The 15,785-nt window shown below is 38.2% G+C and carries 13 protein-coding genes and 1 pseudogene; 3 read left to right on the forward strand and 11 right to left on the reverse strand.

Features of this window, described 5'->3' with window-relative positions; genetic code table 11:
* Positions 1-12 precede the first annotated feature (12 nt).
* Positions 13-1,533 (reverse strand): aldehyde dehydrogenase, encoded by a 1,521-nt coding sequence (gene adh / locus PLANO_RS13430; protein WP_038704949.1) that lies wholly within the window; start codon positions 1,531-1,533, stop codon positions 13-15.
* 208 nt (positions 1,534-1,741) lie between these two features.
* Here adh and rluF point away from each other — a divergent pair, with 208 nt between their 5' ends.
* Entirely contained in the window at positions 1,742-2,449 is a 708-nt protein-coding gene (gene rluF, locus PLANO_RS13435) for a 23S rRNA pseudouridine(2604) synthase RluF (RefSeq protein ID WP_038704950.1), read from the forward strand.
* A 13-nt stretch (positions 2,450-2,462) separates the two neighbouring features.
* Positions 2,463-3,179: a DUF6904 family protein gene (locus tag PLANO_RS13440; RefSeq protein ID WP_038704951.1), complete on the forward strand. Its 717-nt coding sequence runs from the start codon at positions 2,463-2,465 to the stop codon at positions 3,177-3,179.
* 326 nt (positions 3,180-3,505) lie between these two features.
* Here the strand turns inward: PLANO_RS13440 and PLANO_RS13445 are convergent, their stop codons facing one another.
* The 9 genes and pseudogenes from PLANO_RS13445 to PLANO_RS13485 form a co-directional block, all read right to left on the reverse strand.
* Positions 3,506-3,805, reverse strand: a complete 300-nt coding sequence (locus tag PLANO_RS13445) for a cupin domain-containing protein (RefSeq protein WP_038704952.1) — start codon at positions 3,803-3,805, stop codon at positions 3,506-3,508.
* A 99-nt stretch (positions 3,806-3,904) separates the two neighbouring features.
* Positions 3,905-4,777, reverse strand: a complete 873-nt coding sequence (locus PLANO_RS13450; protein WP_038705463.1) for a glycine betaine ABC transporter substrate-binding protein — start codon at positions 4,775-4,777, stop codon at positions 3,905-3,907.
* Positions 4,778-4,798: 21 nt separating this feature from the next.
* On the reverse strand, positions 4,799-5,629 hold the full coding sequence (locus PLANO_RS13455) for an ABC transporter permease (RefSeq protein ID WP_038704953.1): 831 nt from the start codon (positions 5,627-5,629) through the stop codon (positions 4,799-4,801).
* On the reverse strand, positions 5,626-6,819 hold the full coding sequence (locus PLANO_RS13460; protein ID WP_038704954.1) for a quaternary amine ABC transporter ATP-binding protein: 1,194 nt from the start codon (positions 6,817-6,819) through the stop codon (positions 5,626-5,628). The genes PLANO_RS13455 and PLANO_RS13460 overlap by 4 nt, the downstream gene beginning before the upstream one ends.
* A 32-nt stretch (positions 6,820-6,851) precedes the next feature.
* On the reverse strand, positions 6,852-7,319 hold the full coding sequence (locus PLANO_RS13465; protein WP_038704955.1) for a thioesterase family protein: 468 nt from the start codon (positions 7,317-7,319) through the stop codon (positions 6,852-6,854).
* 40 nt (positions 7,320-7,359) lie between these two features.
* On the reverse strand, positions 7,360-8,322 hold the full coding sequence (locus PLANO_RS13470) for an L-carnitine dehydrogenase (RefSeq protein WP_038704956.1): 963 nt from the start codon (positions 8,320-8,322) through the stop codon (positions 7,360-7,362).
* On the reverse strand, positions 8,322-9,215 hold the full coding sequence (locus PLANO_RS13475; RefSeq protein WP_038704957.1) for a beta-keto acid cleavage family enzyme: 894 nt from the start codon (positions 9,213-9,215) through the stop codon (positions 8,322-8,324). The genes PLANO_RS13470 and PLANO_RS13475 overlap by 1 nt, the downstream gene beginning before the upstream one ends.
* Before the next feature lie 247 nt (positions 9,216-9,462).
* Positions 9,463-9,999, reverse strand: a complete 537-nt coding sequence (locus tag PLANO_RS13480) for a TetR/AcrR family transcriptional regulator (protein WP_038704958.1) — start codon at positions 9,997-9,999, stop codon at positions 9,463-9,465.
* A 419-nt stretch (positions 10,000-10,418) separates the two neighbouring features.
* Positions 10,419-11,998: pseudogene (locus PLANO_RS13485) on the reverse strand (sensor domain-containing diguanylate cyclase).
* A gap of 1,598 nt (positions 11,999-13,596) precedes the next feature.
* Between PLANO_RS13485 and PLANO_RS13490 the strand changes: the two are divergent.
* Positions 13,597-14,403 (forward strand): GNAT family N-acetyltransferase, encoded by an 807-nt coding sequence (locus PLANO_RS13490; protein WP_038704959.1) that lies wholly within the window; start codon positions 13,597-13,599, stop codon positions 14,401-14,403.
* Positions 14,404-14,593: 190 nt separating this feature from the next.
* Here the strand turns inward: PLANO_RS13490 and PLANO_RS15710 are convergent, their stop codons facing one another.
* Positions 14,594-15,631, reverse strand: coding sequence for a family 20 glycosylhydrolase (locus tag PLANO_RS15710; RefSeq protein ID WP_052124324.1), 1,038 nt, complete (start codon positions 15,629-15,631; stop codon positions 14,594-14,596).
* Between the last annotated feature and the right edge of the window lie 154 nt (positions 15,632-15,785).

Raw genomic sequence — 15,785 nt, forward strand, 5'->3', positions numbered from 1 at the left:
GACTACGTTAGATCAAAAGAATCCTTGCTTGTCTTCGCTATAGCTAACTAACATATTTTTTGTTTGTTGGTAGTGATTAAGCATCATCAGATGGTTTTCACGACCAAAGCCAGACATTTTGTATCCACCAAACGCTGCATGAGCTGGATATTGGTGATAACAGTTTGTCCATACTCGTCCTGCTTGGATGCCGCGCCCGAAGCGATAAGCTGTATTCGTATCACGTGTCCAGATTCCTGACCCCAATCCGTACAACGTATCGTTAGCGATTTCAAGCGCTTCTTCTTTTGTTTTAAATGTTGTTACAGAAACAACTGGACCAAAAATTTCTTCTTGGAAAACACGCATCTTATTATGTCCTTTAAAGACTGTTGGCTGGATATAGTAACCTTCTGCTAGATCGCCTTCTAAATGGTTGCGATCGCCGCCTGCAAGAACTTCAGCACCTTCTTGTTTACCGATATCCAAGTAGGATTGAATTTTCTCCATTTGCTCTGTAGAAGCTTGTGCACCCATCATCGTTTCTGGGTCAAGCGGGTTTCCAAGTTTAATAGCAGCAACACGTTTTAATACCCGTTCCATAAATTCATCGTAAATATCTTCTTGGATCAATGCACGCGATGGACATGTACATACTTCACCTTGGTTTAAAGCGAACATAACAAAACCTTCAACTGCTTTATCTAGGAAAGCATCGTCCGCATCCATTACGTCTTTAAAGAAGATGTTTGGCGATTTCCCACCTAATTCTAAAGTAACTGGGATTAAGTTTTGAGATGCGTACTGCATGATCATACGACCAGTAGTCGTTTCACCTGTAAATGCTATTTTGCTAATGCGCGGGCTCGAAGCAAGTGGTTTCCCTGTTTCAAGACCAAAGCCATTTACAATATTTAATACGCCTGGAGGTAAAATATCGCCGATTAACTCAGCTAATACAAGAATACTTGCCGGCGTTTGCTCAGCTGGTTTTAATACAACACAATTTCCTGCAGCCAGTGCTGGAGCTAGTTTCCAAACTGCCATTAAAATAGGGAAGTTCCAAGGAATGATTTGACCAACAACGCCAAGTGGCTCGTGGAAATGATATGCTACAGTATCGTTGTCAATCTGGCTTAGCGACCCTTCTTGCGCTCGAATTGCCCCTGCAAAATAACGGAAATGATCGATTGCTAGTGGTAAATCCGCATTAAGCGTCTCACGCACTGCTTTACCGTTATCCCATGTTTCCGCAACTGCTAGCATTTCTAAGTTCTGTTCCATACGATCTGCAATTTTCAATAAAGCATTTGCACGTTCAGTAACAGACGTTTTCCCCCACGCCTCTTTAGCTGCATGTGCTGCATCAAGTGCTAGTTCTACATCTTCTGCAGTTGAGCGTGCAATTTCAGTGAATTTCTTACCTGTAACTGGTGAAACGTTATCAAAATATTGTCCTTTGACGGGTGCTTTCCATTCTCCATTTATAAAGTTTTCATACTTATCTTTAAAATTTACTTTTGAACCTTCTGTATTAGGTACTGCATAGACCATTCCTATCTCTCCCCTTAGTTCTTATTGCTGTTATGTATACGCTTACATAATTCCACTTACCCCATTGCGTAGTAATAACAGCTTCCTCTCTATATTGTCAAACTAATCTAAAAATTGCAACTGTAAAACATCAAAACTTTTTATCCTCCTTGCGCTTCATGTATAATAAGAGCGAGTCTAGGAAATACGGAACTGAGAGGAATTTATTATGCGAATCAATAAGTTTTTAAGTGAGACAGGAATTACTTCACGACGTGGGGCTGATAAGTTTATCGAAGCAGGTCGTGTAACGATCAACGGAAAATTAGCCGAACTTGGAAGCAAGGTCGAATCTAATGATGAAGTAAAAGTCGATGGAAAAATTATCGAGCAACCAAAGCAACAATATGTTTACTTGGCATTAAATAAACCGGTAGGCATTACAAGCACAACAGAACGTCATATCGAAGGAAATATCGTCGATTTTGTTAATCATCCTGAACGCATCTTCCATATAGGACGCTTGGACAAAGATTCCGAAGGACTGATCCTATTAACTAATGATGGTGATATCGTCAACGAAATTTTAAGGGTTGAAAACGAACACGAAAAGGAATACATCGTTAAAGTAGATATGCCAATTACTGAATCCTTCCTATCTAAAATGGAAGAAGGTGTTGAAATTCTCGGTACGAAAACACTTCCAGCTAAAGCTGAAAAGTTATCTAATTACACATTCAAACTCACGTTGCGTCAAGGTTTAAATCGTCAAATTCGTCGCATGTGTTCAGCACTTGGGTACGAAGTTCGGAATTTACAAAGAGTCCGCATTATCAACATCGTTTTAGAAGATTTGCCTGTTGGACAATGGCGTGATTTGACCGAAGCTGAACGCAACGAGCTATTTAATCAACTCAATTACACACCAAAACGCTGAGGAGGACATTAATATGTTAACCATGAAAAGCACACCTAACCATACAGGTGTTAAAATTAGCGGCGATTATTTTGATTTAGATGAGCTAAACTTAGCAATCTACAAAATGATTGGTCAAGAAGATCAGTATTATGGTTACGAAGGATCACGTATGAGAATTCTTGGCATTTCTTATGAAATCCGTCATGCTGCTCAAGGTGATCGCAACATAGACTTTGTTTTCAATGGTTTACACGAACATACAATGAAACAACACGAATTAATCGCTCCTGATAAAAATATTTATTTTTCTACCGAAGTGTTATGGCCAGAAATAATTTACGCAGCAATCGCGCTAAAAGATTTCGTTTCCTTTTATCAAAAAGACAAAGAATTTCCGTTTTGGGACGTTCACTTACCAGTTATTCTTCGCTTTCAATCGTTAGTCCTTGACTGCTTGCAAGGACATGTTTCCGAAGAAGAATTTGCGACAATCTTAAGAGCTTTTAACCAACCGGGCACAGTAAATGATTACGCTATTCAATACGTAGACTTATTAAATCTAAAATACATTGGCATGACTAAGAAACAACGCGAACAAAGCCTATCGACAATTGCCATGAAAATCGCAGTACAAGACCAAGATTACACAGCATTCCGCAAACAAGTAATCGCAGCCGCTTCTCCACACAAAAAACCAATACACGAAATATCCATAAAAGCCGAATACCCAGAAAACTTTGAATGGTGAATAGAAAAGTGAAAGTGCCTGTTCAGCTCCGACAGGCATAAGGCAGACCAGCAGTGTGGCGTCCTTTGCCACGCAGCTGGGTTGACTTATGTCCCGAGGAGCTAGGCACTTGCAACTAGACACCTAGAAAAGCGGAGGCTGCCATGTAGATTCGACGGGCATAAGACGCTCTGGCGAAGTGGCGTTTTTTCAGCCACACAGCCGGAGTGACTTATGACCCTAGAATCTGGCAGCCGGAGCTAGACAACAAGAAAAGTGAAAGTGCCTGTTCACCTAAAGTCTAATAACAATACAAAAAGCTCACGCTAACGATGCGTGAGCTTTTCTTACGGCGTAATTTGTAGGACAAGTAAATCACTCGGTTCCATGGCCGTTAAACTATGCTTTTCTTTTGGATTCATATGAAGAACGTTTTCAGGCGTCACTTCAACAACATTTCCTTCAACTTCAAATGAAACCTTTCCACTTCGCACAATGATGAGCACATCCGCGGCTGAATCGTGTTCTGGAATGTTTTCTCCAACTTGTAGTTGGATATTTACTACTTTAGTTTTTTCAAAGCTTACTACTTTTTGAACGTGCTTGTTTTTCTCGCCTAATAAATTAGGCGTATTAATCAATTCCATTTATACACCTCATTCCTGTTATATATACTCTATACCCATTTCCATAAAAAAAGTGTATTTCCCTTTGAATAACCAAAGGGAAATACACTTTCAACCTAATTACTTACCTAACATTTCATCTACTTTGTCTTGATTGTTGTCGATCCATTCTTGTGCAACTTCTTCAGGATCTCCACCTTCTTCAATTTTCACAATCATTTCTTCCACATCATCAATTGTAATACTCCAGTTGCTTAAGAACTCATAAGCTTCTGGTGCATTTTCTTTTAATTCGTTGTTTGTGATGACTTCAACTGAAGACGTTTCGAAAAATCCTTTTTCATTCGTTAATACTTTCAAGTCATATTTATTAAACATTGTATGTGGTCTCCAGCCGTAAAAGACAACTGGCTCTTCGCTTGCCATCATTTTTTGAGCTTGAGCTAACATACCACCCTCTGAAGAATTTACTTGAGTCATATCAAATTCATAGGCTTCAAGAATTTCGTTACTTTCAATTGTAGCTCCTGCTCCTGCTTCAATTCCGTAAAACTTGTTACCAAATTCAGCTTCGCGACCTTTTAAGTCTTCAACTGAATTGATATCTTCCATATAAGCTGGAACTGTCCAACCTGTTTCACCATCTGGGTAACTTACTGAAACACTTGAAATATCATCTTCGTATTTATCAAGATAACTTTGGTGCATCGGTACCCATGCATCCATAAATACATCAAGATCGCCGCGAGACAAACCAGTGTAAACACTTCCTGCATCCGCACTTGTTTCTTCTACTTCATAACCCATGTCTTTCAAGATTAATCCAGCAACTTTAGTTGGTGGGACCGTACTCGTCCATGGTGTTACACCGAAAGTGATTGTTTTTTGTTCAGCCTTTTCAGCGTCTCCATTCGCCTCTTCGTTATCAGAACCACATGCTACTAAAACTGTTGCGAGCAATGCTATCATTGCTAAGAATAAAAACTTTTTCATCATTCATTTCCCCTTTATGTTTTATTTTTTTGAAACTAATCCTTGAGTAATTCGATCCATCACAATCGCTAAAACAACAATACCTAAACCGCCTGTTAGACCAAGGCCAACGTTTACGGTCGAAATACCTTCAAGAACGACTGAGCCCAATCCTGGAGCTCCAATCATAGATGCGATAACTGCCATTGATAGGGCAAGCATCATTGTTTGGTTAATACCGGCCATAATAGAAGGCATAGCCAGTGGCAATTGAACTTTATAAAGCAACTGCCATTTCGTTGATCCGAACGCTTTTGATGCTTCTACTACATCTGCTGGAACTTGTAGAATTCCAAGTGTTGTCATACGAACTGCTGGTGGCGTAGCAAAAACAAAAGTTGCGATTACTGCTGGAACATTCCCCAGGCCAAATAATAAAATCGCTGGTATTAAATACACAAAACTTGGCAATGTCTGCATAAAGTCCAAAATTGGTCGGACGATACTAGCCATCGTTTTATTGGTGGCCGCTAATATCCCAAGTGGAATACCAATAATGACCGATATTAGCGTAGAAACGATAACAATGGCTACTGTCTGCATTGCTGCTTCCCATAGGTCAACAGATCCTAAATATAAGCTACCTATTAATGCGAATAGCGCCAGTCCTTTACCTGAAAACTTCCAAGCAATTAGGACAAGAATTAGGACAAGTAATTCCGGAGGAGCTGCGATTAATAAATTTGTTACTCCATCAACAAACGTTCGAAGACTGTCACTAATGCTGTCAAAAAAATCACCTGTAACTGGCAAAAGCCAATCATCTACAAATCGGTTTGTCCAATCTTCAATGGGTAATGTGAAATAGTTCATGATGTCGTCACCTCTTCTTTCCCTAAGACTAAGCCGGAAAGAATAGAAACCCGTGATACAATTCCGAGTAATTTTCCGTTCTCAACTACTGCCAGTGGATATTTCGCTTCGACAGCAACACCAAAGAGGTCATTTAAAGGGGTATCTGGAGCAATCTCATGAATATCTTCTATTAATACCGTTTCAAGTGCCAACTCTTTTTTATAAGCGTTAATGGCATTATCAATTGTTAGTAATCCTTTGAAATTGTTTTCTTTGTCTACTACAAAGATACTTGAAGCTCCTGCTTCTTCCATCTTGCGAACAGCTGCTAACGCTCCGCTCTTATCCATCATATGAACCGCAGGCTTTTTCATAACATGAGAAGCCATAAGAACTTTCGAACGATCCACATCTTTAACAAAGTTCGAAACATATTCATTTGCAGGGTTTTCCAATATTTCATCGGCCGTTCCTACTTGAACAATTTCACCATTTTTCATAATCGCGATACGGTCTCCTAATTTCAACGCTTCATCTAAGTCATGTGTAATGAACAAAACTGTTTTCCCTAATTTGTTCTGTAGATTTAGCAATTCGTCTTGCATTTCTTTACGAATCAATGGATCCAGTGCACTAAATGCTTCATCCATTAACAGAATATCCGAATCATTAGCAAGTGCTCGCGCTAATCCAACACGTTGCTGCATTCCGCCACTCAATTCTTTCGGATAACTTTGTTCGTATCCTTGCAAGCCAACATCCTCTATCGACTTTTGAGCGCGCTTATTTCGTTCTTCTTTTTTGACTCCTTGAATTTCAAGGCCATAAGCAACATTTTGCAAGACCGTTCGGTGTGGAAATAATCCAAACTGTTGAAATACCATGCCTAGTTTTTTACGTCTTGTTTCAATTAAATCGTTCTTGCCCATTTCAACAATATTTTGCCCATCAATCAATACTTCACCTGAAGTCGGCTCAATCAATCGATTTACTAAACGAATCAATGTTGATTTACCGCTCCCTGACAATCCCATAATGACGAAGAATTCACCAGCTTCTACTGAAAAAGATGCTTGGTTAACGCCTACTGTCATGCCAGTTTCAGCTAAAATGTCTTCTTTTTGTTCACCGTTCAGAAGTCTTTTTAACCCCTGTTGTGGATTAGAGCCGAAAATTTTAGTTAGGTTATTCACTTCTATCTTTTTCATCGACATGCTCCTCATTATTTTGTTACTGATAATCAACGAAAGCCGATTTTTCTACCTGCTTGTTTGGGTATCGGCAACTCTTTTTGTTTTAGTGCAAGTCTTTCTATTATTGTAGCTACCTTTTCTGGAAATGGAGCTGGTTTTCCTTGAGCAGAATCCATGCCCATCCACATTTGCTCACTTGTAGCGACCAATTCGCCAGCTGAGTTAGTCATTGTCAGGAAGGTATGCAATCTTTTGGCATCGTTATCCAACAACCTTACTTCGATTGCCAAGCTGTCCTGTTCGTGGACTTCTTTTAAATAACATAAATGTGTTTCCAGAGTGAAAATGGTGTAATTGAGCTGATTTCGAACATCTTCAGTCAATCCTAGAAAATCGATAAAGCTGTCTGTCGCTTGACTAAATACTTTTGCATAGGCCGCATCGTTCATATGGCCATTGTAATCAACCCATTCACTTTGAACCTTTTCTTCATATAGAAAAGATGATTCCACCATACCGCTCATCTCCTTTATACATATTATTCACAACTGCTAATTATTTTGCCGCTGTTGTTTCTGGCCAATAAGATTCGACCAAATCCAGTAACTCTACTAAGAATTCATTGCGTTTGTTTTCTAATTCGGCAATCGTGCTGTCATTTGCATGACTTTCACAGCCCGTTATCACTTTTTCTTTTAGTTCATCTGTTAATTCTGGCGCTTCGAGCTTGGTCCAAGGCAATTTTAATGCTGGTCCAAATTGCTCGAGCATATGGCGCATTCCTTTTTCGCCACCAGCAAGGTGGAATGTTAGGAACGGTCCCATTTGAGCCCAACGCAGACCCGCTCCGTAAATAATAGCAGCATCTACTTCTTCTGTAGTAGCAACCCCGTCATTTACTAGGTGCAATGCTTCACGCCATAAGGCTTCCATTAACCGGTCCGCCAAGTGACCTTCAATTTCTTTTTGAATGATTAACGGTTTCATACCCACACTTGCGTAGAAGTTTTTAGCGCGTTCTACAATATTTGCATCCGTTTTGCTCCCTGCTACCAGTTCAACTAACGGCAATATATATACCGGATTGAACGGATGAGCTACGATCAACCGTTCTGGGTGTTTTAATCCTTCTTGTAACACACTCGGCATAATTCCTGATGTACTCGACCCAATAATCGCATCTACTTTCGCATATGTGTCAATGCTAGCCAATACAGATTTTTTCAAGTCTTCTCGTTCCGGTACATTTTCTTGGATTAAATCAGCGTCACTAACCGCTTCTTCAATTGTTGGCATAAAGGTCAGTCGGTTCCGATCTGCGCCTTCTGCTAATCCAATTTTTTCTAAAGATGGCCATGCTTGATCTAAAGCTTTTTGCGTTCGTTCTTGTGCGCCTTCGGCAGGGTCAAATGCAATCACATCAAAGCCTTGAGCTAGAAAGCGGGCAATCCAACCATTTCCGATTACGCCCGTACCAACTACGGCTACTTTTTTAAACTGAGATACATGCTCGCTCATTATTTTCCACCTCCGTAAGGGTTTCGCAAGTTAAAATGAATCCGCGCTTCCTGAGGTGTCATTACTTCGACATTCGCTGCATGTAATTTAGTTACGGCTTGATCAACCAATTGCTCATTTGTTGCAAAAACGCCTTTTCCTAAATACAGATTGTCTTCAAGTCCTACACGAACGTTCCCACCATGCTGTGCAGCCATTTCCAAAATCGGCATTTGCATGCGACCTATACCAAATGCTGACCAGTGAGCGTTTTCGGGAATACGATTTTTCATATACATCATCGTTTCTTCATCTGCTTCAGCTCCCCACGGGATACCTAGACAAAATTGAAACATTGGATCGCCATCGATCAAACCTTCAGCAATCAATTGTTTTGCAAAACGTAAATGCCCTGTATCAAAACACTCTAATTCAGGCTTTACGCCACTTTCTTGTATCAATCTTGCTTGTTCACGTAACCATTCAGTCGGACTCATGTAAACCATATCCCCAAAGTTGACGCTTCCGCAGTCTAACGTACACATTTCCGGAAGCAAACTGCCCACCGGTTCGTGTCTTTCTTTAGGTGTTTGCATATCTGTTCCTTCGCCACCAGTTGATGGATTTGAAAGATTAGGGATAAAGTCTCCGCCCCCTCCTGAAGTGATATTTATAATTACATCGGTTTCAGATTCACGAATTCGTTCGATGATTTCTTTATAGTGATCTAAATCATGGCTAATGCCACCTGTTTTTGGATCACGTGCATGAACGTGCGCAACCGTTGCGCCTGCTTTTGCTGATTCAATGGCTGAATCTGCGATTTCTTTTGGAGTGACAGGAACGTATTTGTTCTTGCCGACTGTGTCACCAGCACCTGTTACTGCTGCTGTTAATAAAACTTTTTGTGTCATATAATCTCTCCTGCATTTTTTAGACATTTTATTTTTGGAACTCACTTTTAATCCCATATAACCAATTAATTTGTTTTTCTATATTCTAAACTGTACCATCCAGACGGTTCTCCTTCAAGGCGGTTTCCACTATAAATGGCCTGAATATTCAGCGTATCCCGCCGTCAGCCCAGTCACTCACTGGGCTCAAGCAATTATAAAAAAAATAAAAAAAACGTGTCATTTTGTGTAATGACACGGTTTTTACTTACTCATTTATCCAATTTTTCAATTTCAAATAGATTTCTTTTTTCTTATCTTCTCCTAAATGATGGATATCAAAAAGCTCCGATAACCAAATTCCATCTGTTGCTAAACGAATGATTGTTGCTTTTACAGGATCAATTCCATCATCCTCAATTGCAGCTTGCCATTCGTTATAAAGATCTCGAATTGGATCCAATAAATCAGAATTTACGGCTTTAGCAGCCAACAGTCCCGCATGCATTTCTTTATTTGGATACGGATTGTTAAATGTCACGTCAGCGTATGAACTAATCCATTTTCCATTTTCTTGTGTTGACTCTTCTACAGAAGCAGCAATTTTTTCTCGGTAATTTCCTGCTAAATGCTCAACCATTCCCTTAACTAATGCTTCTTTAGATGGAAAATGATAAAGTAATCCACCTTTACTGACTCCCGCTTCAATCGCCACTGCTTCTAACGTCAAATTGAAAATACCACGTTCACTGACGATTTTTGATGCAGCATGAAGAATCTCAATTTTTCTAGTTGCTCTAGCCATATGCATCTCCTTTGTTGACTGAATTTCACTTTACTATACTCTCTGGACGGTTTTTTTTCAAATTCCTTTTAGATTATATTTTATTTAAATCCATGTTTACTTGTTACCTTTAGTCCTGTTTCGTACATTTTTTCAAGCTTGTTTTGTATATCAATCGAAAACCCCCAGCAATCCTGTCAGTACAGGGTTGCTGGGGGTTCTATTTAATAAATAAACTCAGATCTTTTTTCGTTTATCTGCTTTCCTATCTAGTTTATATACCTGTTTTACCATTCTAAAATTTTAATGATCGATGGGTATGTGTTAACTTTTCACTATTAAACTTTTTCGTAAAAGTACAACTTTTTAAAAAAGAAAGCAACTCTTACTTGAGTCTCTTACCTTCATATATAAGCTAATTGCGATTCATTTAACTTTGATTAATTAGCGGAAATCGAACTACGGTTTCTTCCTTCGACCTTTGATTTATATAAGGCGGAGTCCGCAAATCCAAAAATTTCGGTCACCGAATTGGTTTGTGCTGGGTATTCTGAAATTCCAATCGACACAGTTAAAATTTTATTGGGTATATAGCTGGTTTTTTCAACTTTCCCCCGAATCTTTTCTGCCACCTTAAAAGCACTTAAAGCATCCGTATCAGGGAGAAGAACAACAAATTCTTCCCCGCACAATAATCATTCTTACGAATAACTGCACAAAGTGTTTCAGCAATCATTTTTAATACTTTATCTCCTACTTGATGTCCATACGTATCATTAACGGTCTTGAAGTAATCGATATCTAGCACTAGTAAAGAGAATAACCGACTTTCCGTTGACCAGACACTTAAAACTTCATCCAGGCTCCTCCGATTCAGCAGTCCTGTCAACGAATCAGTCTGTGCAGAGTGGGTGAGTTGCTGATTGTTTCGTTCAATTGTTTCAAAAGCCATACTCACACTTTTTGTTAACAGGTCCGCTTCCCGGTTCCAATGAGCTTCTGTAAGAATTTCTTTTTCAGATTGAATAATCGATTTTCCCTCAGCTAATCGATTTACTAGGATGCCAAGCCGATTAAAAGGTGCTGCTAACTTTCGTGCGATAAAGATTGATAATAGAAGTAGAAATAGAAATGGCACCAGGGCTCTCATCAGTAATTGTTGGAGCTCGCTTTTCAATAAATTCTCAACAAAGGAATATGGGGTCTGCTGCACAATTCCCCATTCTGCTTCTGGCACATAACTATAAGCTGATAGCATTGAAATACCCATGGCATTCTTAGTAATATCTGTTCCACTTTGTCCCGCTGCTATTTTACGCACCAACGAATGTTCATTAAAGTTTTCGCCAATTCGCTGGCTTTGCGGATGAAATAGCAGTCTTCCATTGGAGCCAACGACATAATAGTGGGAACCACTAGTATCACTCGCTTCATTATCAAGAATCTGATTCAAAGCATTCTCTTTTTGAAGATAAATGGTACCTCCTATTATTCCTCTATAGGTTCCATCTTTCGAATAAATGGGTTGACTCATTAAAATCAGTAGCCGATTCGAAGGTCCAACATAAGGTTTTGTTAGCATAGGCCTTTGTGCGTCCAACACGTCTTTTGTAACACCAGAGGTTAATGTTGTTCCTTCTAACCCTATGCCTCCTGGACTATTAACTCGGATGATACCTGTTTCGTCAATCCACGAAAAGGAATTAAAATATCCACTGCTCACCCTTAAAAGCTCTAAATGCTCCTCGAGCTCTTGATCCGTCATCTCCTCATTACTTTCCAAAAACTCTACCGTAGATTCTAAATGGGTTCTCATCGAAATAAATAATGAGTCGACAGAATGACTCATTTTTTCAGCTTTGGAGTAATTAAGCGCTAAATAAGTCGATGTTAAGGACTCTTTATTCGAATGATACGTCGAAATTGTAAGAATCAAAAGAGTTGATATCACAGAGATGGAAATAAGTAAAGATAACAACGTTGCCAAGCTCACTTTGCGAGTAGTAAAAATACTTTTCATTTAATGTACTCCTTAAAAAACTAATCATTATATGTATAAATGCGGTAATTCTTCGAGAATGCAAAATAGCATTCAAAGGATTAAGAATAAAAAAATCTTTGTTCCTATGAGTTCAATAGAATCGTTTAAGTCAACGAGTATAGTTCTTTATTTTCTATTTGTTCATTTTTATGAAATATTTTATACTCTCTAAGAAAAGCTTGTTTTACTATTTCTCACTATTAGTCTTGGTTTGTACATACGAAAATTCCCTTATGTTTTAAGATAACTATACCATTATTAATCTCAGGTTTTTGGTTACTTTTTGTCGCATATTAAAAAAGAGTTTAGTAGGAAAGTGAACTTATAGAAAAAAGGTACGCTTTGAGCAACTTCTCTTTTCTCTACATATTTAAAAACTTCCGATAGTCCTGAATATGTTAACTCCCATTCATTCCCCCACGTCTTATTTCGAAGAAACTACAACACAACCATTGACTCAGCGCTTGTAGCAATTATCAATAAGGACAATTCATATATGATTTTTTTATCTATGAGTTCTCTTTCTTCGGTCGGTATGTCCATATAACCATATGGATCTCCTACAAGCCTCTTGAGATGGCTGCACTTTTTTGATTGTCAACAAAAATAATTCGCGTTATTTCACTCCGCAACTTCTTCTAGATGAAATGGCTCTTAATTATCTTCACAACTTTTTTTAGTATCAAGTTAGAATGAAGTTCTTCTTTTTAAGCATAAAGAACTATAATTACACAATTTTATTCAATAAAATTATAAAAAATAGCTTATTTAAACTCAATAAGAAAATTATAAAAAGATATTTCTGAAAATTACAGTGTAAAAAGATGTATTAATTTTAAAAAATATAAATAAAATTAAAATTAATGGGTATATAAGCTTTGTAGCACTCAAGCTAAAATGAACAATATGGCTCAATTTAGGTGGATGGAGTTTTTTAAAAACTAAAGTTCTTTTCTTGATAGATTCTAAAAATGCAAGGAGATATTAGTCTGGAGTCTCAGCAGAGTGTTTATGTCGGTAGTGCAATTGCAAACTCCCTTTGCACTTCCGTATCTTCTAAAGCGTTTCTAGAATTACAGGGGGATGCAGTACATTACGACAGATAGAGAAATCCCCTGGCAATTTCCTCCCTTCGAGGTAAACACCAATTCTCTGCTAAAGTTATTTGCCATCCATTATTTTTTACAAAAAAATACAAATGATGCAATATAGAAATGTTTGAGCTAGAAACAACTCAACCGTTGATTCTTTATTTCGCTATTTTTCAGGAGGTTGTCTATTGAAATACAAACATTTTAAAAGTGTAATTGAAAATCAACACTAGACATTTAAAAAAAGAGTGCCTGTCTGAGTTTTTGTCGCAGAAGAATTGAATGTCGTGAAAGGCTCAAAAAATCGGGCTTAGCCAAAGAAGGATTTATTTGTTAGAAGCACTACTCTCGTTTTGAAGAAAGACAACGATTGTTTGACCGAGTGATAAAAGTGAGTCCGCTTTTTCAAGTGATGAAGCAAAAGAAGTTACTGAATGCTGCAATTCACTAATAAAAAATGAGAACGATTGAAAGGAATTAAAATCAATGACTATAGCGCTAGAAAAGAAATACATTCCATTAGCAAACTATTTTTCCATGGCAACAAAACCAACTCTTACGCTACACCTTACTGAAATCGAAAAGATTATGGGGCAGAACCTGCCCAATAGTGCCCACTTAAATCAAAGTTGGTGGAAAAAGACCAAATCACCTTCTAAGTATTTCCATGCTTGGCTGGATAACGGATATACGGTCAAGGAGTTCAAACCAAATCGTCATGTCAGTTTCGAAAAAATAGATTTTTTGGCTAAAAAAGGCGGAAATAAGGATTATGCCAATGAGGATATCTTGCTCATTCGACCAGCTGGACATAATGACGCCCGCTTTCTTGCAGAGTTGCAGAAAAATATAGAAGGAGAATCGGACTTTCTATTGTATGGAGAAGAGGAACGAGCACTGTCTACACAAAAAATGAGAAAGCAGATAATTGAGTGGAATCAAAGCGATCATTCAATCCACTTTCTCGCAATTTTAAATGGAGAGCATGTCGGGTATTTGATGGTCATAGGAAATGAGGCCAAGCGAGCCAAGCACCGTGCTGCCTTACTTCTGGGGGTTCAAGCTCATGCACATGGCAAAGGAATCGCTGTTTCTCTACTTCAAAAAGCAGAGGAATGGGCTATCACAAAAGCCATCAATCGTCTCGAGCTGACTGTTTCAGAAGAAAACACTCCAGCTCGGAAGCTTTTCGAAAAAGTCGGGTATGAACCGGAAGGCATTCGCAAAAACTCAATAATTATCAATAATAAACTGCACAACGAAATTTATATGGCCAAGATCTTGGACTACTAAAAAGGGCAGGCGCTTAGAACTCATATTATCTCTAATGACAAGCCCTTGGGTCTATGTTTTTAAGGATGAGTCCATTTGTCTATTACCGTGTGAACTGTCTGCAGTTGTTGTTCAAAATAGGCTGTTTTAATCTCAAAAGTTCTTTTCTACTAATCTTTGAGTCTTGGATTTACTGTGCCTAAATGTATGTTTAGTTTTGACTTATGTTTAAATAGTTTTTTATTAAAGGCAAAATTTGAGCTAATAATTGTTCATCTGTTAGTTCGATTCCACGCTCAGTCCAAAATGTGTATGCGGTACCTTTAAGGACATCTCGCGTGTTAACTTCGCCATAAGGATTATCTTTGTAACAAAATACAGTTGATTTATGAAACGACTTTACGTAGTCAATTTGTTCCGTGATAGCTTCTGTATTTATACTGTCAATACTTGGACTGTACACTAATGTGTAAAAATTTGAATTGTGAAGTGCTCTATTTTGTGCAATAAAAACCTCTGGGGTCAACATGCTTTCTTGCCAATAGACGATCTCTACATTTGAATTTAATGCATGTAACCCAACTTCAGTTAACGAATCGTTCCACATTCTTGGTTTGTAGCCGTATTGCTCGACATAACCAGAAATTGTATTGATAAACCTTATATACTCTTCCTGGAAGTTATTTGTCCCTGGCACTTCGTCACCGCCTATTGAGAATATTTGGTGTCCTTTATATTTGTCTTGCTTAAATAAAAAGGCTATTTCCTCGATCAAATGTTTAACGAGCGCTGTTGCTTGAAGGTTATCAAAATAGTCAACTAAACCCTCATCAAAGTCTGACACGATCGATTTATAAAAGTTTTCATCGAATTTTTCTTTGACCAGGTTCAACCACGCCTTTGAGTGGCTTGGAACATCAAAATCTGGAACGATCATCACATCTCTATCATTTGCATAAGCGATGAGTTCTAGAATTTCGCTTTTAACGAGGTATTGATCATTTGTTTTTGTCAAAGTCTGACCTAGGATTTCAGAGAATAACCGGTATCCCTCTGCATCCGAAAAATGTAATTGAAGATAATCTCCACCACCTATTTGAATTTCATCGATAACGCGCATTAAGAACATAACTGACATATGACGTCTCGAAGTATCTAATATAATACCGCTAATCAACCGTGGCCGAGTGGCTTCCCTATGTAGATGTTTCGATAATTTAAAGAGCTCTTTTTTAATACGGTTTTGCAAAATAAAAACCTCCTATATTTAAGTCTTTGGTTTAAGTAGTTCAGTTGCTTCCTAAGTATATAGACCTTTTAAAAAAGAAGTTAATAAAATTAATACATTTATTTTGTTGACAAAAATTCATTATATAAATACAGAACACGAAAGTAGGAATATT

The sequence above is a fragment of the Planococcus sp. PAMC 21323 genome (genome assembly GCF_000785555.1).
Classification (GTDB): domain Bacteria; phylum Bacillota; class Bacilli; order Bacillales_A; family Planococcaceae; genus Planococcus.